Origin of the sequence: Solwaraspora sp. WMMA2080, from assembly GCF_027497395.1 — a bacterium.
GTDB lineage: Bacteria > Actinomycetota > Actinomycetes > Mycobacteriales > Micromonosporaceae > Micromonospora_E.
This window is the reverse complement of sequence record NZ_CP114910.1, coordinates 117,808-137,701: the sequence shown is the minus strand read 5'-3', so window position 1 is coordinate 137,701 and position 19,894 is coordinate 117,808. Positions and strand designations below refer to the sequence as shown.

Here is a 19,894-nt window from a genome sequence, read left to right as displayed (position 1 = left end):
TCTCACTCGAGAATATCGTCCCAATCCGCACTTCGAGCACCCCGGAACCCGTTATTTTCGAGAGCATCCCTGGCGACGTCCGAGATTGGTTGATAACCCGGGATTGCATTGTTCTGCGAATAATGGCCAGACCAGTTGTCAAACTCGGTTATACGGCCCTCCTTGACCTGGAAGTGCCCGGCCATGAAAACCGGCTCACCTTCCGACAGACTAGTGTGGCCAGCTGTTGCATCGATCGCGTGCATGTCAGCGCTGCGCATCGACCGTACTGAACCATTTCTCATTACCACGTAATGATGGTCACCATCTGACAAGTTTCGACCATTTTCGTTGAAGGCCGACCGGGGAAGCGGACCTTGCGGCTGATGGTCAATGGCCGATTCGGTCCGGAAGGTACGAGTCGGTTTGATCGGCCCCGTGCCGCAGTTGTGGACGAGGACGGGGTGGTCGCCCGCGATGACATGGTACGTGTGGGTGTGGGCGACTGTCAGGTCGCGCATCTCCCGCTCGTCCCGGCGTGTCTGGACCGACACCACCGTGACCTCGCCGCGACCCGCCACCCGCAGCTTGGCACCCGGCTTGAGGTCGCCGGCGTTGACCCATGCCTGCCGGTTGTCGTCCCAGAAGGGATGGTTCGGTGTCGTCTCCACCACGGTGGAGGTGCCGTCGCTGGTGCGGACCCGGACGTCGGTCAGCTCGCGGTCGGTGTTGCGGTGCAGTTGGGTGACCGGTTTCGGCAACGACGTGCCGGACACCGGGTCAGTGGCCACCACCTGGTCGCCGACATTGATGTCGGCGATGGGGCGGGTAGTGCCGTCGGCCATCAGGACCCGGGTGTCGGGGGCGAAGCTGTGCGTACGACAACCCGGACCTGATCCACCGCCGGCGGTGCTGCCGCCGCGTCCCGGTGGAGCCCGCGCGGGGCCTGCACCGCCGCCCTTGCGGCCGATCAGGTTGAGTCCCGGCACCGACCCGAGGGCGGCGGCTCTGAGGTCGACGCGTCCGGTGGTGGCGGCCTGGGAGATGACATCGGAGATGCCGTTCTCCACCGCGTCACTGGCCAACCGGGCGGTCACCCCCGAGCCGGCCTTGGCGGCGATCGCCGTACCGACCTTCGCCGCGATCGCCCCACCGGCACCACCGGCCAGGCCCATGATCGCCCCCGTACCGAGCGAGCCGAGCGCGTCACCGACGGAGTGGATGTCGCCCTGCGCCACATCCTTCGCCAGGTTGATCAACGCACCCGCGCCCACCATGCAGGCGACCGCACCGGCGCCGGCGGTGACCGCCGTGCACGCCAGCCCGGCGACGACGGCGCCGGCGATCGCGGCGACCTCCAGGATGGTGTCCTTGTGCTCCACCACCCACTTCTTGGTGGCGTTCGCCGCGTCCTTCACCACGGTGACGGTCTTCTTCACCACCCGGGTCGCTTTCGCGGCGACCTTCTTCGCCGCCTGTTTGACCTGGGCGACTTTCTGTTTCACCTTCTGTTTCGCCTTGGCGACCTTCTTCGCCACGTACTTCTTGGCCTGGTTGACTTTCTTCTTGACCGTCTTCTTCGCCTTGGCGTACGTCTTCTTGACCTTGTTCTTGACCTTGGCGGCCTTGGCCTTGACCTGGTTGACCTTCTTCTTCGCGGCGGTGGTGACCTTCTTCGCCGCGGTCTTGGTGACCTTCTTCGCCTTCTGGTAGGCGGCGCTGCCGTAGCTCGACACGCTGGACACCGCCCGGCGGGTGACGCTGGACACCTTCGACGTCGCCTTCGACGCCAGCTTCGCCGCCGCCTTCAACGGGTTGCCCCAGTGCCCGGTCGGGTCGATCGTCGTCAACGGCGTGCCGTCGCCGTACTGGTAGCGGTTCGCGGCGATCGAGTCCGGCACCGGGCTGTTCGCGGCCGAGTCGCGGGTGTCGAACTGCCCGGTGTCGGTGTTGTACCAGCGGGCGTGCATGTTCACCCGCGACGTCACCGCGTCGGTCCACTCCGACTGGTAACCCAGACTCCCGACCATCCCGGTACTGGCGACCACCTTGCCCAACGGGTCGTACGTCGTCGCCCCGGCCAGGGTGGTGCCGGTCGTCGTGAACTGACCCACCACGTCGGTGTGCAGATCCGTCCACACCAACCGCTGCGTCCCACCCGCCGTCCCGGCCACCACCTCACCCGACGGCCCCCGCACATACGTCGCCGTGTCATCCGCCGCCAGGTCGTTACCGACCCCGGTGTACACGAACCCCGGCCGCACCGCCCGACCCAACCCGTCATAGTCGTACGTACGCGCCGGCCCACCACCGCCGGTCTGCTGGCTGTGCACCTGACCGAACGCGTCGGCGGTCGTGGCGACCGTGCCGGCGGCGGCGAGGGTGCCACGGGCGGTGTACGTGTACGCCGTCCCGTCGGCGGTCAGCAGCCGGTTCCGCTGGTCGTAGGTGAACAGCTTGACGCCGTTCTGCACCCGGTTACCGGCCTTGTCGTACGCGTACACCACGGTCGCCGAACCGTTGTTCCACGACGTCAACCGGTCGGCCAGGTCGTAACTGTAGGTGTTGGTGACGGCGGCACCACCGAACCCGGTGGTCGTCTTCGAGATCAGGTTGTCGTTTCCGTCCCAGCCGTAGCCGATCGCCGCGATCTGCGTACCACCGGAGGTTTCCAACCTGTCCTCGGTGAGCCGGTGCAGGTCGTCGAAGGTGAACTCCCGGCGGTTGCCGGTGCCTCCGTAGGTGATCTGCGAAACCTGGGACAGGTTGTTGTACGCGTAGCCCATGGTCACGCCGGCGGTCGGGTTGGTCAGGCCGGCCAGCCGCCCGGCGGTGTCGTAGCCGTAGCTGGTGGTGCCGGCCGCGTCCTGCCGGCTGGCCAACTGCCCGCTGCCGTTGTACGTGAACGTCGAGTTGCCGACCGGGCCGCTGATCGACAGCGGCAGGTCCCGGTCGTCGTAGCTGATCGTGTTGGTGCCACCGCCACCGGAGAACTCGGTCATCCGGCCGCCGAGGTCGTAGTCGAAGACCCGGTCGACGGTCGTCGCCTCCGCGCCGGAGCCTTCCTGACGCAGCAGCTGGCCCATCTCGTCGTACTCGCTGCTGATGGTGACCCCGCCGGGCAGGAACTGGGTCACCGGTCGGCCGGCGGCGTCGTAGGCGACGCTGAACGTCCGGTCGGCCGCCGCCGGGTGCGCGGTGGTCGACGGCTCGATCTGCTTCTCCGGCAGATGCCACGGGTTGTACCCGGTCCAAAAGGCGTTGCCGCGCCCGTCGGTGAACCGGGTCCGGTTGCCGGACAGGTCGTAGCCGAACGTGGTGACGATGTCGTCGGAGCCGGAGATCGGCTGGGTGTGCTTCGTGAGCGCACCGGTGGCGTCGTACTCGAAGGTGGCGGTGGTGCCGCGCCCGTCGGTCGCGGCGGTCACGTTGCCGGCCCGGTCGTAGCTGGTGGTCTCCCGCACCAGCTGCACGCCGGCCGCGTCGTACATGGCGGTGGCCAGGACCCGGCCGGTCAGATCGTGCTCGACGTCGCTTTGACATCCTCGCCGCCCTAATCGGCGGCGATTCCAGCCACGCTGCGCGTGACACGCGCAGTGTTCTGGTGGGTTACCGTTTCACCGCGCGGTGCCGGGACGGGTCCCGGTCCTACCCGCGCTCCACGGTCGTTGAAGTCCGCCTGCCCGGCGGCCTTGATGTTGATCGCGGCGTTGACGTCCCGGTCGTGGTGACCGCCACACGGACAGACCCACGACCGGACGTCCAACGCCATCTTCTCGTTGATCCGGCCGCAGTCCGAGCACATCCGGGTGGACGGGAGCCACCGGTCCACCCGGGCGAACGTGCGTCCGTATCTCGCGGCCCTGTACTCCAGCATGGCGACGAACGACGACCATCCGGCGTCGTGGACGGACCTGGCAAGCCGGGTCCGGCCGAGACCGGCGACACACAGGTCCTCGACGTACACCGCTTGATTCTCACGGATGATCGTCGTGGACAGCTTGTGCTGCCAGTCCCGCCGGGTGTCGGCCACCCGGGCGTGCGCCCTGGCGACCTTCACGACAGCCTTCCTACGGCGGTTGCTGCCCCGCTGTTTGCGGGACAGGGCCTGTTGCAGCCGTTTGAGCTTGCGGGCCGCGCGGCGCAGGAACCTCGGCGCGGCGACCTTCGTGCCGTCGGACATGACCGCGAAGTGCGTCAGCCCCAGGTCAATGCCGACCTCCGAGTCCACCTCGGGCAGTGGCTCGTCCGTGGCCCGCACGACGAACGAGGCGAAGTACCGCCCGGCCGCGTCCCGGATGACCGTCACGGACGACGGGTCCGACGGCAACGACCGGGACCAGCGGACCGTGAGGTCGCCGATCTTCGGCAGCCGCAGACGGCCGTTGTCCAGGACCGTGAACCGGGAGTTACGGGTGAAACGGATGGCCTGCCGGTTGTCCTTACGGGACCGGAACCTCGGCGGCGCCACCGTGCGGCCTTTACGTCTGCCCGACACGGAGTGGAAGAAGTTGCGGTAGGCGGTGTTGAGGTCCGCGAGGGCCTGCTGCAACACCACGGCCGACACCTCGCCCAGCCACGCCCGTTCCGGAGTCGTCTTGGCCCGCGTGATGACCCGCTTCGACAGCTCAGCGTCCGACACGTACGGCAGACCCTGCTCGCGTGCCGTCTGCCGTGCGCGCAGCCCGTCGTTGAACACCACCCGGGCGCATCCGAACGCCTTCGCCAGCGCGATCTGCTGGCCGGGTGTCGGGTAGACCCGGAACTGGTACCGGAGCTGCACGAACCACACGATATCATGTTGGTCTATGGCAGAAGGTGAGGGTATCCGTACCGGCAGGCACTGTGTCTTCGCGATGCATGTTCATTTGGTTTTCGTGACGAAGTTCCGGCACCCGGTGTTCGCCGACCGGCACCTGACCCGGATGGAACAGATCATGCGGGACGTGTGCCGCGACTTCGAGGCCGAGCTGGTCGAGTTCAACGGCGAGGACAACCACGTCCACCTGCTGGTCGACCACCCACCCAAAGTCGCCGTTTCCCGCCTGGTCAACTCACTCAAGGGCGTCCCGTCGCGCCGCCCGCGGCAGGAAGTTCCCCGAACTCGCCCGCCACTACCACCGGGCCAACAAACTCTGGTCGGGCTCGTACTTCGCCGGCTCCGTCGGCGGCGCACCACTGAGCATCGTGACGCAGTACATCGAGCAGCAGAACCGGCCAGTTTAGAGCACTGCTCGGGCCCTGGCGGCCCTCCCAGCGCGGGCCTTCACCCCCGGCCTGAAGGCCGGAGCACTGGCCCGCATTCCGGTAGCCGCCGACGTCGTAGCCGAACTTGGTGACGTTGCCGAGCGCGTCGGTCTGCGCCACCGGCCGGCCGCCGTTGACCAGGATGCACGACTGATGGCACGGCGCATGGCCGCCCTCCCCCGTGTACAAAGACTGTCCGACGTTGATCACGCCGACATCGGACAGTCTCCGACGGCGCTAGCGGATCGCACAAGCATCCGTACGGAGGGTTGACTTAGATCAACCCTCGGCGATTTAATCCCGGGCTCAGTCGTCGGCCGGGTCACCGACCGCAGCCACGACCAGGTCGCGTACCCGCTGCTGGATCGCGGCCGGCTCGGCGTCGGACACCACGGTCACGTTGCTGGCGTCGCCCGCCGACTGGCCCTCGGCGACGAGTACGAAGTCGACCTGCGGGTAGCGGGTGGCGTCCCCGACCGTCGCGGCGGTCGGCGCCTCGCCGACTGCCAGGACCAGCTGACACTGGCTGCCAGCGAGGCTGGCGAGGTATCCGGCGGCGTTGTCGGCGGTCTGCGGCCCGTTCACTTCGAGGAACTGCACCCTGGCCCGGGTCTGCAACGAGGCGTCCTGCATGCCGGCCCAGACCGGTGCGGCGGCCGAGTCGGTCACCCCGGCGGCCCCGGTCAGCAGGCACGCGGTGACGTCACGGTACTCGCGGGCGCGGGGCTCCTCGGGATCGTCCGGCCACAGCACCACCGTCAGCAGCACCGCCGCGACGACGACCAGCCCGGCACCGCCGGCCAGCAGGGCGATCCGCTTGCGCCGCTGTCCATCCTGGTGGTCCTGCGTTCGCTGCCCGTCCCGACCGCCCTTGCGCTTCGTCACGGTCGCACCCTACCCGCACCGGAACACAACGGGCGTACCGTCCACACTGATCCGCACCATCGGTCAGCTGTCGGCACCGGGTCCGCCGATGGTCGGGCCGGTCGGCCAGAGTGCCGTCAGGTCGGCCGGGGTCAGCGGGCCCTGGTACGCGGCCCGCAGCACCGCCGTACGGGTCTGCGGGTCGCCCCGGTCGGCGAGCGCCACGAACCAGTCGACGCCGGCCGGGTACGCCCACAGGTACGACCGCAGCTGCGGGTCGACGCCGCGGTCGGTCAGCGCGTCGCCGATCTCCTCGTCGGACCAGAACGGCACCCGCTGCCGGGCCCACGCCACGCAGTCGGCGACCGGCACGCCGTCGTCGACCGCCCGGTGCAGCCCGGCCCGGACCAGTTGGGTGTAGTGCGTCACCCGCACCCGTGCCACCGCCGCCGCGTCGTCGCCGGTGACGAACAGCGGCAGCGCCTGCGCCAAGCCTTCCAGCAGCACCTGGGTGTCCGTGTGCACCGACAGCAGGCGGACCGCACCGTCGTCCACGGTCGACCATTGGGCGTACCAGCTGGCCGACTGCAGAGCGTGGCCGAGCACCTCGTGCAGCGCGAACACCCGGGCCTGCGTCTCGGTGAACTCGGCGCGCTGCCGGTTCAGCCGCAGCCGGGCGGCGGAGCCGGCCCCGTCCAGCCAGTACGACCAGTAGGCGTCGACGTCGACCCGTTCGATTGTCAACTGGTACGGCGCGGCGGTGCCGGTCGCCGCGCGTACGAGGGGTTCCAGCTCGGCCGCCGCCTGCTCGATGGCGTCCGGGACGTCCTGGCGACGCAGGATCCCTTCGGCACGGGCCAGTTGGCCGGGGAGCCCGTCGTTCCAGTCGACGCCGAGGTCGGCCAGGCTCGCGCGGGCCCGGTCGCCGACCGCCGCGAGGTGGTCGTCCGGCCAGCCCGCCGCACCGCAGCCCTGGGTCCGCCGGATGTAGTCGGTCAGCGGCAGCCGCTCGCCGAGCATGGCCCGCAGGTAGGTGATGTCCGCGTCGACCCGGGCCCGCAGCCGGTCGTCGGCCCGGCAGTCCGGCTCGTCGGCGACGGCAGTCAGTTCGTCGGCGACGGCGGTCAGTCCGGCCAGTACGGCGAACCGGCTGGTCGCGGGGGTGGGCGGTGGGGCGGCCGGGTCGAGCGGCGCGCAGTCGTAGTCGATCACCGGGGTGGCACCACGTTGGCGCTCGTAGCCGTCCCACGCCCGCAGCGTCGCCTCGACCCTGTCCCGTACCGGCATCGTCGTCACGTTCCCCATCCTGGCGTACCGACTGGCACAGCCAACTTCCAGCTGGGATCCAGCGGGCTGCGGGCAACGGCGGTGAGGGTTGGTCGCAGATCCGCACGACACCCGACAGTGAGCCATCTTCACGAACGGAGAAACGGATGCGACGCGACTCCCGCCGGGACACCACCCCGCGCTACCAGGGCCGCCCGTTGCCCAGGCCGGACGAAGACGTCGTCGACCAGGGCCTCGGCTTCGACCTCGGCACCCTGCTGGGTCGCCGGCAGGTGCTGCGGGCGTTCGGCCTGGGGGCTGCGACCCTGGGCCTCGCCGCCTGCAGTGCGAACACAGCGGCCAGCGGCGGCACCTCGGCGGCGGCCGCGGCCGCTGCGGCGACCGGCGAGATCCCGGACGAGACCGCCGGGCCGTACCCCGGTGACGGCTCCAACGGGCCCGACGTCCTCGAACAGAGCGGCGTCGTCCGCAGCGACATCCGCTCCAGCTTCGGCGAATCCAGCGGAACCGCCGACGGCGTACCACTGACCCTCGAACTCACCGTCACCGACCTCGCCAACAACGGCACCCCGTTCACCGGCGTCGCCGTCTACGTCTGGCACTGCGACCGCGAAGGCCGCTACTCCATGTACTCCGAAGGCGTCACCGACCAGAACTACCTGCGCGGCGTCCAGATCACCGACACCGACGGCAAGGTCACCTTCACCACCATCTTCCCCGCCTGCTACACCGGCCGCTGGCCGCACATCCACTTCGAGGTCTACCCCGACGAGGCCAGCATCACCGACGCCGGCAACGCCATCGCCACCTCCCAGGTCGCTCTCCCCCAGGACGTCTGCGACACCGTGTACGCCGAACCCGCCTACGACTCATCGGTCACCAACCTCGCCCAGCTCAGCCTCGACACCGACAACGTCTTCGGCGACGACGGCGGGGCGAGCCAGCTGGCCACCGTGACCGGGGACGTCTCGGCCGGCTACGCGGCGACGCTGGCCGTGCCGGTCGACACCACGACGGCACCGACCGGTGGTGGCGCCGCTCCCGGCGGTGGTGGACCGGCCGGCGGTGGGCCCGGCGGGGCACCGCCCAGCGGAATGCCGTCCTGACCTGCCACGTACTGCCGCCGGGTCAGCCGCCCCCACCGTCGTCCGCTTCGCCACCCCGTAGCCGATGCCACCGTCGTACGGCAGGTCGCTGCATTTCCAGTCCCAGACCACCAGTTTTGCGTGGCATTCAACCGCGGCCACCGGCGGATCTACGAACGCATCGCCGCGCACGACCCGGAAGGCGCCGCGGCGGCGATGTTCACGCACATCACCGAAGCCTGGCTCGTCCGCCGCAGCGGGTTCGGCGAACCGGTCCGGCTGCAACGGTAGGGCCGGTCCCCCAACATGCCGCTGGCCGGGTTCCCGTACGGGAACCCGGCCAGCGCAACTGTCATCGGTCAGGCGGAGTAGCCGCGCTTGGCGGTCCAGTCAGCCAGCACATCGAGGCCCATCCAGTACTCCTGGCCCTCGAAGTACGGGTCAGCGATCTTCACCGTGTCACCACCATCGCGGTAACCCGTCACCGTCAGGTAGTGCCCACCCTCGTACGAATGCGCCACCCCGTCGACGTCCGACGCCGTGCCCATGATGTTCGCCACCACGGCCCGGTCGTCGTCCACCGCCTCACGCACATCCGCCTTCAGCTTCGCCACATGCTCCGGCTTCGCCGCGGCCGCACCGATCGACACCGTCTCGTACTCGTCACCACCGGTCACCTCGTTGAGTACCCGGGTCGTCTCCTCAGCCGAATCGGTACCGGCCTCGGTCGTCCCCAACTTCTCCGCCACCTCATCCTGCGACGGAGCATGACCCTGCGCCGTCAACGCGATCCGCGTCGCCACCGGCCCGCAGTAGTAGAAGTTCGGCTGCGCCTCGTACTGCACCGCCACCTCACGCGCACCGCCGTCGGCGGCACCCGGACCAGCGGCCTGCGCCGCCACCGCAGGAGCGGCCACCACACCACCAGCGGTCAGCAGACCAGCAACCGACAGAGCAAACTTACGGAAGATCGTGTTCATAGCAGAATCTCCGTTCCGAGGGGAATGAACCGGACACCAGACCACACCGGGTCGATGACCGGTCACGAACGGGACAGAACAGAACACGCACAAGAAAATCGAACTCAAATGATGCGCTCCAACCTGCGCACACCCGCCGGTCCAGGCGGGGGGCGGTCTCACCGGCGCACCGGATACAACCACCCGAGGATGCCCGGCATTCCGCACCCGGCGGGGCCGCGCAGACCCGGCCGCACCCGCACCGGGCGACAGACCAGGCGGACCAGGCGGATCAGGCCCGGCAGATCAGCCCGGCCACTCGCCTACTCGGTCCAACGCCAGGATCCAACGCCGCCCGGCCGGCCGATGTTCCCCCGCGCCCGGCACCTCAGCCACCCGCCCGCCGCGCCGCACCGAACCTCGCAAACGGCGCCTGACGCCCATCGGTGTCCTGCGTCCACCCGAAAACTGATAGCGACCTTGGCGGCGGGTTGCGTACCGTCCGGCGGCATGAGCGCCGAGTTGAGCCCGTTCATCCGCGAGGGACGTATCGTCTCGTTGCCGGCCCGGCAGGCGCGCCGCCGCCCGGTGCTGGCGCACATCGCGCAGGCGTGTTTCGAACGCGACGTGGTCTACGACGAGTCGACGGTCGACGAACGGTTACGCCGCTGGTGTGATGGCGGTGCGGTGGACCACGTGACGGTCCGCCGATACCTGATCGAAGCCGAGCTGATGGCCCGGGCCGACGGCCGGTACTGCCGCAACGCGCTGGCGTTGCCCTACCCGAACACCGCAGAGCGGTACGTGGAGTCGATGGGCCTGAGCTGAGCCGACCGGCCATCAGCTGCCGGCGGACTCGTAACGGCGCAGACCGGATCGGAAGATCAGCGCCGCCACTCCGACGCAGTAGGCGGCGATCAGCGGGGTGAGCCAGCCCAGCCAGGTCGGACCGACCCCGGCGCGGGCGGCATCGCCACCACCGGCACTGAGCACCGCGCTGGCCGGGAAGAATCCGACGAAGGCGAACGGCAGCCCGACCACCAGCACCAGCCGCACCCCGAACGTGTAGACCGACACCGGGTAGCGGGCCAGGTCACCGATCTGGTGCACCGCGTACGCGAAGATCGAATGCGGACTCTGCAGCCAGAACGCCGACGAGTTGGTGGCCAGGCTGATCGACAGCTTGACCGCCATGCCGCTGGCGAACAGCCCCAGCCCGCCGACGACCAGCGCCGGGGTCCAGGCGACGTCGACCCGCCACACCGCCCAACCGAACATCGCCCCACCGGTGACCAGGTTGCCCAGCCCGTTGATACCGACGTCGTCGCTGAGCACCTGCAGCACCACCGGGTAGGGCCGGACCATTTTGTAGTCCAGCTCCCCCTTGTTGACCAGCCACGGCAGCCGCCACACGCCCTCGAACAGCAGCGGCCCGACCGCGTCGGAGAGCACCACGATCGAGTAGATCAGGACCACCTCGGCGAACGTCCAACCATTGACCTGCGGCACCCGGGAGAAGACCGCGCCGAGAAATGCCAGGCCGACGAGCTGGGTCAGCGCCGACCCGGCGACCAGGATCCAGAAGTCCGCCTCGTACTCCAGGGTGGACCGTAGGTGGGCACCGAGGCTGCGCCGGTAGAGCCGCAACCCCCGGCGCAGGCCGGTCCGTGATCGCATGATCAACCCCCGTGTACGGTCAGTTGGCGCACCGCCGACCGCCAGGCCAGCCGGGCACCCCACCACAACGCCACCGTCCACACCGCCTGAATGCCGATCAGCAGCCAGGCGTCGGATCCGGTCGCCTGGCCGAGGTAGATCGTCGCCGGAGTGAACGTCATGCCGGCGAACGGCAGCACCGCGGCGATCGCCTGCAGCCAGCCGGGCAGCAGGGTCAACGGCACCAGCGCCCCGGAGAACAGGTTGGTGATCGCTCCCCGGGCCAACGAAACGCCAAGAATGTTCTGCGTCCAGAAGCACAGCAGAGCTGTCAGGTAGACGGTGGTGAACCGCAACGGCAGCACCAGCAGCGCGCTGACCGCGAACAGCGCCGCCTGGCCGGGCGGCGGCACCGGGACCGGCCCGGTGACCGCCAGCACCACGGCGCAGACCGCCAGCGAGAAGGCAACCTCGACGGCGGCGATGCCGAGCGTCTCGGCGAACCGGGCCCGCTGGTAGTCGACCGGGCGGGTCAGGTCGACCGCGACCATGCCATCGCGGATCCGGGCGGCCATCTCCCAGTCACCGAACGACATCAACGACAGTAAACATTCAGGTGGTGCGCGAAGAGTGACGGTCAGCGCGGGTTGAGTGACGGGGTTCGACCGGCTCGACGCCGTTCTGTCCGTTGTGGTTTGATCTTGGCGTGTCGGTGTCGGAGGATCTGTCTCGTGAAGAGTTGATCTCGCTGGCACGGACGCAGGACGCTCGGATTGCTGAGCAGGACGCGCAGATCGCGGAGTTGACGGCGGCGTACGAGGCGCTCGCGGTGCGGCTGGCGCGGGTCGAGCATCTGTTGTCGCGGAACTCGTCGAACTCGTCGTCTCCGCCGTCGAAGGATGATGATCCGGGGCGTACGCCACCTGCGGCGAGGAAGAAGCGGGACACCCCGGCGGGTACGCGGGGTAGGCAGCGGGGTGCGCCGGGGTCGAACCTGGCCTGGTCGGATGCTCCTGATCAGCGGCGGGACCGGTTCCCCGAGGGTAGTTGCGGGTGCGGCGCGGAGTTGGTGGACGCGCGGGATCTGGGTGTGGTGGACCGGTATCAGCAGGTCGAGGTTCCGTTGATGACCGCGACGCTGACCCAGTACGACCAGCATGCGGTGCGGTGTGGGTGCGGGAAGCTGCACACCGCGGCCCGGCCGGAAGGCGCGGGGGCCGGTCCGGTGGGGTACGGCCCGAACCTGCAGGCGTGGGCGGTCTATCTGATGGTCGTGCATTTCATCCCGGTGCAGCGGTGTGTACAGATGCTTCGGTCGCTGACCGGTGCGACACCGTCGCCGGGGTTCGTGCACGGCGTGCTGACCCGGGTCGCGGCGCTGACCAGCGAGGTCGACAAACGGATCCGCATGTTGATCACCCTGGCGTACGCGGTGTGCTGTGACGAGACGCCGCTGCGGGTCGGGCCAAAGAAACCGAGGCCGGGCCGGAAGAAGGCCGAGAAGTACCTGCTCGTGGCGTGTACCGAGTTGTGGACTCACTACCAGGTCGGTGACCGGGACCTGGCCACGTTCACGGCGTTCGTGGTCAAGGACCTGACCGGCTCGGTGGTCGTGCACGACCGGTACCGGAACTACGACTCGGCCGAGTTGGGCACGCTGGTCCACCAACTGTGTTGCGCTCACCTGTTACGTGATCTTGACGGTGCGGCCGAGGTGTACCCCGACGCGGTCTGGCCGAAGCAGATCTCCGACGCGCTGCGCGCGCTGATCCACGAGACGAACACGGCCCGTGAGCAGAACCGGCCGGGCATCGACCCCACAGTGAAGGCCGAGTTGCTGTACCGGCTGCACCACGGCGTGCTGGTCGGACTGTCCGACACCAGCACCATCGGCAACCGGCCGGGTGAGCGTAAAGCCCGCCTGCTGTTGGAAGTCTTCCGGGACCGACGTGCCGACGTGCTGCGCTTCGTTGACGACCTGTTGGTGCCGCCGACGTCGAACCAGGCCGAACGGGACCTGCGACCGGCGAAGATCCAGCAGAAGATCTCCGGGCGGCTCACCAGCGAGCAACGCACCAAGGATCGGTACAAGATCCTCGGCTACGTCTCCAGCGCGGCGAAGAACGGCCTCGACAAAATGGCCGTCCTGCGCGACGCCATCCTCGGACGACCCTGGATGCCGAACCTACCCGCACCCACCTGACCCCCACCCCACCCAGGTCAACATCAGCCGGCGGCCACCAACCAACCGGCCATCACGCTATGCCACCACGCGGAATCCCAGCGCGCACCACCTGAATGTTTGCCAACGACCCGGTGACATAGGCGATCAGCAGGTACGCCTTCATCTGCGGCCAGCTGAACCCGCCGACGCTGGTCCCGGAGCCGAGCAGCACCGCCCAGATGGACAGCATGGCGAGCAGCTGCAGCAGCACCCCGGCCATGCCGAGGACGAAACTCAACGGGTACGCGACCGCGCTGCGGGCCGCCACCCGGGCCAGCGCCCGGTACGGCCGGACACCGCTGGACCGGGCCGGGGCGTCGGTGGCGGCGACCGTGGTCACGGTGCCGGCACCAGCCGCAGCTCACCGGCGTACACCTTGCGGACCACGTCCTCGATGGCCGGCTCGTCGATGCGCAGGTCGCGTACCTCGGACACCGCCGACACGGCCGCGATCACCTGGCCGGCGGTGACCGCGAACCGGTCGAACCGGACGGTGAACTCACCCGGCGTCGCGCCGGCGGCTACCTGTGCGCTGCCGACGGCGGCGGCGACCGTGTCCAGCTCCACCGGGTCGGCCAGGTGCAGGTGCATCGAGCGGTGCCGGGCGAACTGGTCCTTCACCCCGGCCAGCGGGCCGTCGTAGATGATTCGCCCCTGGTCGATGATCACGATCCGCTGGCAGAGGTCCTCGATGTCGCCGAGATCGTGGGAGGTCAGGATCAGGGTGGTGCCGTCGGCGCGCAGCTCCCGCAGGAACGCCCGGACCCGGTCCTTGACCGCGATGTCCAGCCCGATGGTCGGCTCGTCGAGGTAGACCACCCGGGGACGGTGCAGCAGCGCGGCAGCCAGGTCGGCCCGCATCCGCTGACCGAGGGAGAGCTTGCGGGCCACCACCGGCAGCAGCTCACCGAGCCCGAGTACGTCGTCGAAGCGCTCCAGCTGCTCCCGGTAGGTGGCCTTGTCGACGTCGTACAGGTCACGCAGCAGGGCCAGGGACTCGCGGACCGGCAGATCCCACCACAGCTGGGTACGTTGGCCGAACAGCACACCGATCTGTCGGGCGTTGGCGACCCGCTGCCGGTGCGGCACCACCCCGCCGACCCGGACCTGCCCGGCGGTCGGCACCAGGATGCCGGCCAGCAGTTTCACCGTGGTCGACTTGCCGGCGCCGTTCGGCCCGACGTACGCCACCGCCTCGCCCGCCTCGACCCGCAGATCGACGCCGTCGACCGCGACATGGTCGGCGAACCGGCGTACCACCAGGTGTTTCAGCGCGCCGCGCAGACCCGGGTCCTTCACCGGCCGGCGGAACCGTTTGGTCAAGCCATCAGCTTCGATGAAGGCCATGCCCGGATGGTGCCGTACCCGTGCGTCGCCGCCCACCGAATTTCCGGCCGGCGGACCACCATGATCTCCGGCCGGCGGACCACCATGCGGTAAGGGCCGGCATCGCGGTACGGCACTGACAGCGGCGAGGGTAGCCTCACCGCCGTGACGACTGCGTTCGCCCGTCGACAGGCGCTCGGCCTGGCCATGGTGGTCGGGGCCAGCGCCCTGTTCGCGATCAACGGCACCGTTTCCAAGCTGGTGCTGCGAGCCGGGCTGGACGCCCCGCAACTGACCGTGCTGCGGGCGGTCGGCGCCTTCACCGGGCTGCTGGTACTCAGCGTCGTGCTGCGGCCCGGTGCCCGCCGGGTGCGGCTGCGCCGCCGCGAGGTTCCGCTGCTCGTCGCGTACGGGCTGACCGGTTTCTTCCTGGTCCCGATGCTCTACTTCGTGGCCATCTCCCGGCTACCGGTCGGCATCGCGCTGCTGTTCGAGTACACAGCGCCGCTGATGGTGGCGGTCTGGGCCTGGGCCGTGCAGCGCCAGCAGGTGCTGCCCCGGCTGTGGGCCGGGCTGGCGTTGAGCCTGCTCGGGCTGGCCTGCGTGGCGCAGGTGTGGGGCGGGCTGACCCTCGACCCGCTGGGGGTGGCCGCCGGGCTGGGCGCGGCCGTCATGCTCGCCGCGTACTTCCTGATCGGCGCCCGGGGCGTCCAGGACCGGGACACCCTGTCCCTGACCACCTGGGCGTTCGGCGCATCGGCGATCGCCGGGCTGATCGTCCGCGCCGCCACCGCCGGCCTGGACGGCTGGCAGCCGCTGCTCACCCGTACCGAGGGCGGGATGCCGGTCGCGTTGCTCTGCTGCTACGTGGTGGTCCTCGGCTCGATCGTGCCGTACCTGATGATCACCGGCGCGTTGCGGCACCTGCCGGCGACCAGCGTCGGCATCGTCGGCATGGTCGAGCCGGTGTTCGCCGCTACGGTGGCCTGGGTGGTGCTGGGCTCGGGTGAGACGTTGACCCCGGTGCAGCTGGCCGGCGGCGCGTTGGTGCTGACCGGGGTGGCGCTGGCCGAGACCGCCCGGACCGGCGCCGGCGTGCCGCCCGCCGTACCGCCGGCACCCGACGGGCCGCTGCCCCCCGGACCACAGCTGCCGGACGGCCGGCCGCCGTCGGCCGGCGTAGTGGCCGGTGCCGGCGGGTAAGACCGGCGGTATGAGTGCACCGAAGCGGGTCGCCGTCGTCGCCCACCGCAAGAAGACCCTCGGCGGCGGCCTCGACGAGTTGCGCGCGGCGATCGCCGGGCACGGCGCCGAGGACATCGACTGGTACGAGGTGCCGAAGAGCCGCAAGGCACCGAAGAAGGCCCGGCGGGCCGTCGAGCGGGGTGCCGAGCTGGTCTTCGTGTGGGGCGGCGACGGGATGGTGCAGCGGTGCCTGGACGCGCTGGCCGGTCGCGACGCCACCGTGGCGATCATCCCGGCCGGCACGGCGAACCTGCTGGCGGGCAACATCGGCGTACCGGAGGACCTCGGCGAGGCGGTACGGATCGGCTTCGAGGGCGAACGTCGCCGGCTCGACCTGGGCAGGGTCAACGGCGAGCATTTCGCGGTGATGGCCGGGGCCGGTTTCGACGGGCGGCTGATCCGCGACGCCGACCGGGACCTGAAGGACCGGGCCGGCAAACTCGCGTACGTCTGGACCGGTCTGCGCCACGTCGGCGGCGTCACGCCGAGGACCCGGATCAAGGTCGACGGCACGATCTGGTTCGACGAGCCGGCCAGCTGCGTCCTGGTCGGCAACGTCGGCCGGATCACCGGCGGCATCCACGCCTTCGACGATGCCCGGCCCGACGACGGCTGGCTGGAGGTCGGGGTGACCACCGCGCAGGGGGCCGCCGAGTGGGCGCGCACGCTGGGTCGGATGGCGGTCGGGCGCTCGGAGCGCTCCCCGTTCGTCCGGATGACCCGCGCCCGGCGGGTCGACATCCGGCTGGCCGAGCCGATGACGTACGAACTCGACGGCGGCGCCCGGGGTCAGGCCAAGAAGATGAAGGTACGGGTGGTTCCCGCCGCGATCACCGTCTGCGTCCCGGCCTGACTCCGCCCGCCGGGTCGACTGGCTGCCGGGCTCAGCGGGCTCAGCGGGTGACGGTCAGCCCGGTCACGAAGGCCGACCAGGCGGCCGGGCCGAAGGCGAGCAACGGGCCGGTGACGTCCTTGCTGTCGCGGACCAGTACCCGGCCAGGGAGATTGTCGGCGACCTCGACACAGGTGTTGCCACCGTTGCCGGACCGGGTCGAGGTACGCCATCGTGGTGTCACACTCGTACCGCTCATAGTTCCTTCACCAGACCTTCGATCAGCTCACGTGATGCTCGCTCGGGAAGCGCCTCGGTCAGCAGACTGTCCCAGATCCGCACCACCTGCTCCACACCGCTCGGATGGTCCACGGGATGCCCGAAGACCCCGTCCACATGCACCACGTCGTCGCCCTCGGGCAGCGTACCGATGACGAATCCACCGGACATGCCAGCGTACGCCCCAGCGCTGAGCGGCACCACGTACAGCTTGATCCGCCGCTCGTTCATCAGCGTAAGCAGATAGTTGAGCTGCTCGCGCTGTACAACCGTGTCGCCGACGATCCGGCGCAGCGCCCCTTCGTCGACCACGGCGACAAACACCGGTGGCTTCTCCCTGGCGAGCAGCCGTTGGCGATCCAACCGCATGGCCACCTGATCCTCGACCCCGTCTGCGGTGTACAGGCCGGTGCCGGTGAAAACCGCACGCGCGTATTCCTCCGTCTGCAGCAGTCCCGGCACCAGCAACGGCTCGTACATCCGCAGCTTGACCGCGCGGTCCTCGACCGCGCGCCATGACGCAAACCAGCTCGGCGCTTGCTTCTTGTTGATCAGATCCAGCATCTCGGCGAGAAGACCGCCGGTATCCAAGGCTTCGTCAGCACCCGCAGCCAAAGTCATCGTCGGCCGGCGCCGCCCCGTCTCCACCGCCGCAATGGTGGAGGCGCTGTAGTTGATTTTCGGGGCAAGCTGATCCTGCGAGACATCCGCCGCTGCCCTGGCCGCTTTGAAGGCCTTGATCCACATATCGACATCCACCAGCCGATCCGATCAGCAAAGAATGATCGAATCAATACGCTGTTGAGCTCTCGGATGGGCATCCTGTCGAACTGACCGAGGTGCGCCCGTCGTGGTCAGTGCGCGCGCGGCGGAACCTGAATTCGGAAGAGCGCGTGGCGGCGTACCGGGCCGTCGGGCACGTTCGGATGGTCGAAGTCGCCGTCCGGGTCACGGGTCATCCCGATCCGCCGCATCACCGCCTGCGAGCGCAGGTTGCCGACAGCGGTCAACGCGACGATCTCCGGCAGGCCGAGGGTGTCGAAGCCGTACGCCAGGCAGGCGCGGGCCGCTTCGGTCGCGTACCCGTTGCCCCAGGCGTCGCGGCGCAGCCGCCAGCCGACCTCGACCCCGCCGAACGGCATGTTGGCCTCCACCGGGCTCAGGCCGGTCATGCCGATGAACTCGCCGGTCGCCGCCACCTCGACCGCCCACCAACCCCAGCCACGCTGGTCCAGGCCGGCCTGGCAGCGGGCCATGGTGGCGGCGCTCTGCTCGCGGGTCGCCAGGCCCGGGAAGAACTCGCGCACCTGAGGGTCGGCGTTCATCGCCACCCACGGCTCCAGGTCGGACCCGCGCCAGTGCCGCAGCACCAGCCGCGGCGTGGTCAACTCCGCCATGCCGGCACTGTAGCGCCGGTGCCGCACGCCGAGACCGTCGAGCCCGATCACCGGCCGGGCAGGAGGATCACCGTACGGCCGCCGCCGACCGGCCCCTCCTGGCAGGACAAGCCGGTGCCCTGCAGCCATCGGCCGGTGACCGCCACCGGATAGGTGACCTCCACGGTCCGGCCGGCGTCGGTGGTCGCCGAGAACCGCATCGGCAGTGGCGCCGCCAACCGGTGCATGATCGTGTCGCAGTCGAAGGTGACCCGTACGTCGACGGATCCCACTCCTCCAGGCCGTACGCGGGTCTGCCCGCCCGTGTCGGCCACTGCCAGGCCGGGGGACTCCGTGTCGAGGACCCGTACGGTGACCTGCTGCGTTCCGGTGTTGACCACGGTCACCTTGGCGTTCAGCTGCCCGTCGCCCATGCTCCACACCTCGCCGGCGAACGCCACCATCGAACCGGCGGTGGCCGCCGCAGCTCGTTGCTGCTGGTAGTCGTTGAGCAGCCAGCCGCCGAGGCCGCCCATGGCCACGCCGGCCAGCAGCACACCGACGAGCCGGCCCGGTCCGCGAAAGCGTCGCCGCGCCGCGCCGCCAACCGGTGCCCCGGGCGCCGTCGCGCTGGTCGGCCGGTCGAGATCGATGAGCCGCCCCTCCGCCGTCACTGGACCAGGTTAGTCGCAACGCCGATCAGTCAAAGACGACGGTGGCTGCGTGCAGCGGACGCATCGTCACCTCCATCGGCCCTGGGGTGCCGGTCGGGCTTGATGCCACACGTGCATCTTGATGCACCTGTGGCATCAAGCCTGCGGAGGCACCTTGGGTCCCCGGGAGCCGGCACGGGGCACTCCGCTCGCGCGGCCGGCCGGCCGCGCGCAGTTCCGGCGTCGATGAGGTACCTGACGTTCGGCTCGTGCCGCAGCGGGCAGGCGTGCAGACGAAGCAGGGCGAGCGGGCAGGGCGGGTGGAGCGGCGAGCGGCTGAGTTCAGTGGCGGAGCAGGCCGCGTACCGGGACCGGGGTGACGTGGCCGCTCGGCGGGCGGGTGCGGTCGAGCTCCAGACCGACGTCGACGATCACCGCCCGGGTCAGCTGCGGCACCTGCGACAGCGGCACCCACTGTGCCAGGTCCGTGGAGCCGCCGACCTCGGGCCGCAACGCGCCGCCGACGACCCGTACCCGGTAGAAGACCCCCAGGTTGTGCCGTTCGCCGCGGCCGGGCAGCCGGCGCTGCGCGGGCACCGTACGGGAGTCGACGCCGAGCAGCGACTCCACCTCGACCTGGTAGCCGGTCTCCTCGGCCGCCTCGCGGACCACCGCGTCGACCGGGTCCTCGGCGTGTTCGACCTTGCCGCCGGGCAGCGTCCAGTGCCGCCGGGAGCCGCCCGGCGAGACGTAGCGGGCCAGCAGCAGCTGCCCCTGGTCGACACAGACCGCGTAGGCGGCCACCCGAAGCCGGTGGGCAGTCATGCTCGCACTCCTCCGCGCTAGATCCGCCACAAGGAGCATAACCACCCCAAATAGGGT

The 19,894-nt window shown here is 69.7% G+C and carries 19 protein-coding genes and 2 pseudogenes; 7 read left to right on the top strand and 14 right to left on the bottom strand.

Features of this window, described 5'->3' with window-relative positions:
• Positions 1-2: 2 nt before the first annotated feature.
• Both O7543_RS00650 and O7543_RS00645 read right to left on the bottom strand, forming a co-directional pair.
• Positions 3-3,470 (bottom strand): polymorphic toxin-type HINT domain-containing protein, encoded by a 3,468-nt coding sequence (locus O7543_RS00650; protein ID WP_281550680.1) that lies wholly within the window; start codon positions 3,468-3,470, stop codon positions 3-5.
• Between the two features lie 62 nt (positions 3,471-3,532).
• Positions 3,533-4,771, bottom strand: coding sequence for a transposase (locus O7543_RS00645; protein ID WP_281567300.1), 1,239 nt, complete (start codon positions 4,769-4,771; stop codon positions 3,533-3,535).
• 16 nt (positions 4,772-4,787) lie between these two features.
• Between O7543_RS00645 and tnpA the strand changes: the two are divergent.
• Positions 4,788-5,205 (top strand): annotated as a pseudogene (tnpA, locus tag O7543_RS00640) (IS200/IS605 family transposase).
• Between the two features lie 327 nt (positions 5,206-5,532).
• Here the strand turns inward: tnpA and O7543_RS00635 are convergent.
• Complete coding sequence (locus O7543_RS00635) at positions 5,533-6,111, bottom strand: hypothetical protein (protein ID WP_281550682.1); 579 nt, start codon at positions 6,109-6,111, stop codon at positions 5,533-5,535.
• 63 nt (positions 6,112-6,174) lie between these two features.
• Complete coding sequence (locus O7543_RS00630; protein ID WP_281550683.1) at positions 6,175-7,386, bottom strand: hypothetical protein; 1,212 nt, start codon at positions 7,384-7,386, stop codon at positions 6,175-6,177.
• A gap of 137 nt (positions 7,387-7,523) precedes the next feature.
• Between O7543_RS00630 and O7543_RS00625 the strand changes: the two genes are divergently transcribed.
• Positions 7,524-8,483 carry an intradiol ring-cleavage dioxygenase gene (locus tag O7543_RS00625; protein WP_281550684.1) on the top strand — a complete coding sequence of 320 codons (960 nt, stop codon included), beginning with the start codon at positions 7,524-7,526 and terminating at the stop codon, positions 8,481-8,483.
• A gap of 90 nt (positions 8,484-8,573) precedes the next feature.
• Positions 8,574-8,753 (top strand): annotated as a pseudogene (locus O7543_RS00620) (FCD domain-containing protein); the annotation flags it as partial.
• Positions 8,754-8,821: 68 nt separating this feature from the next.
• On the opposite strand, the gene O7543_RS00615 reads toward O7543_RS00620, so the two are convergent.
• Positions 8,822-9,442, bottom strand: a complete 621-nt coding sequence (locus tag O7543_RS00615) for a C39 family peptidase (protein ID WP_281567299.1) — start codon at positions 9,440-9,442, stop codon at positions 8,822-8,824.
• 489 nt (positions 9,443-9,931) lie between these two features.
• On the opposite strand from O7543_RS00615, the gene O7543_RS00610 reads away from it, so the two are divergent.
• The gene (locus tag O7543_RS00610; RefSeq protein WP_281550686.1) at positions 9,932-10,249 is read left to right on the top strand and encodes a DUF2087 domain-containing protein; all 318 of its coding nucleotides are present in this window, start codon (positions 9,932-9,934) and stop codon (positions 10,247-10,249) included.
• A gap of 12 nt (positions 10,250-10,261) precedes the next feature.
• On the opposite strand, the gene O7543_RS00605 is transcribed toward O7543_RS00610, so the two are convergent.
• A complete protein-coding gene (locus O7543_RS00605; RefSeq protein ID WP_281550687.1) occupies positions 10,262-11,098 on the bottom strand; it encodes an ABC-2 family transporter protein in 837 nt (278 codons plus the stop codon).
• A 2-nt stretch (positions 11,099-11,100) separates the two neighbouring features.
• Entirely contained in the window at positions 11,101-11,673 is a 573-nt protein-coding gene (locus O7543_RS00600; RefSeq protein WP_281550688.1) for an ABC-2 family transporter protein, read from the bottom strand.
• A gap of 110 nt (positions 11,674-11,783) precedes the next feature.
• On the opposite strand from O7543_RS00600, the gene O7543_RS00595 reads away from it, so the two are divergent.
• On the top strand, positions 11,784-13,280 hold the full coding sequence (locus O7543_RS00595) for an IS66 family transposase (RefSeq protein ID WP_281550504.1): 1,497 nt from the start codon (positions 11,784-11,786) through the stop codon (positions 13,278-13,280).
• 52 nt (positions 13,281-13,332) lie between these two features.
• Here the strand turns inward: O7543_RS00595 and O7543_RS00590 are convergent, their stop codons facing one another.
• Both O7543_RS00590 and O7543_RS00585 read right to left on the bottom strand, forming a co-directional pair.
• A complete protein-coding gene (locus O7543_RS00590) occupies positions 13,333-13,641 on the bottom strand; it encodes a hypothetical protein (protein ID WP_281550689.1) in 309 nt (102 codons plus the stop codon).
• Complete coding sequence (locus O7543_RS00585; protein ID WP_281550690.1) at positions 13,638-14,648, bottom strand: ATP-binding cassette domain-containing protein; 1,011 nt, start codon at positions 14,646-14,648, stop codon at positions 13,638-13,640. The genes O7543_RS00590 and O7543_RS00585 overlap by 4 nt, the downstream gene beginning before the upstream one ends.
• A 144-nt stretch (positions 14,649-14,792) precedes the next feature.
• Here O7543_RS00585 and O7543_RS00580 point away from each other — a divergent pair, with 144 nt between their 5' ends.
• On the top strand, positions 14,793-15,830 hold the full coding sequence (locus O7543_RS00580; protein WP_281550691.1) for an EamA family transporter: 1,038 nt from the start codon (positions 14,793-14,795) through the stop codon (positions 15,828-15,830).
• Positions 15,831-15,840: 10 nt separating this feature from the next.
• Entirely contained in the window at positions 15,841-16,725 is an 885-nt protein-coding gene (locus O7543_RS00575) for a YegS/Rv2252/BmrU family lipid kinase (protein WP_281550692.1), read from the top strand.
• Between the two features lie 40 nt (positions 16,726-16,765).
• On the opposite strand, the gene O7543_RS00570 is transcribed toward O7543_RS00575, so the two are convergent.
• The 5 genes from O7543_RS00570 to O7543_RS00550 form a co-directional block, all read right to left on the bottom strand.
• A complete protein-coding gene (locus O7543_RS00570; protein ID WP_281550693.1) occupies positions 16,766-16,963 on the bottom strand; it encodes a DUF397 domain-containing protein in 198 nt (65 codons plus the stop codon).
• The gene (locus O7543_RS00565; protein ID WP_281550694.1) at positions 16,960-17,742 is read right to left on the bottom strand and encodes a helix-turn-helix transcriptional regulator; all 783 of its coding nucleotides are present in this window, start codon (positions 17,740-17,742) and stop codon (positions 16,960-16,962) included. Before O7543_RS00565 ends, O7543_RS00570 begins: the two co-directional genes overlap by 4 nt.
• Positions 17,743-17,837: 95 nt before the next feature.
• Positions 17,838-18,380, bottom strand: coding sequence for a GNAT family N-acetyltransferase (locus O7543_RS00560; RefSeq protein WP_281550695.1), 543 nt, complete (start codon positions 18,378-18,380; stop codon positions 17,838-17,840).
• Between the two features lie 47 nt (positions 18,381-18,427).
• On the bottom strand, positions 18,428-19,033 hold the full coding sequence (locus O7543_RS00555; RefSeq protein ID WP_281550696.1) for a hypothetical protein: 606 nt from the start codon (positions 19,031-19,033) through the stop codon (positions 18,428-18,430).
• A gap of 321 nt (positions 19,034-19,354) precedes the next feature.
• On the bottom strand, positions 19,355-19,837 hold the full coding sequence (locus tag O7543_RS00550; protein ID WP_123602689.1) for an NUDIX hydrolase: 483 nt from the start codon (positions 19,835-19,837) through the stop codon (positions 19,355-19,357).
• Positions 19,838-19,894 lie beyond the last annotated feature (57 nt).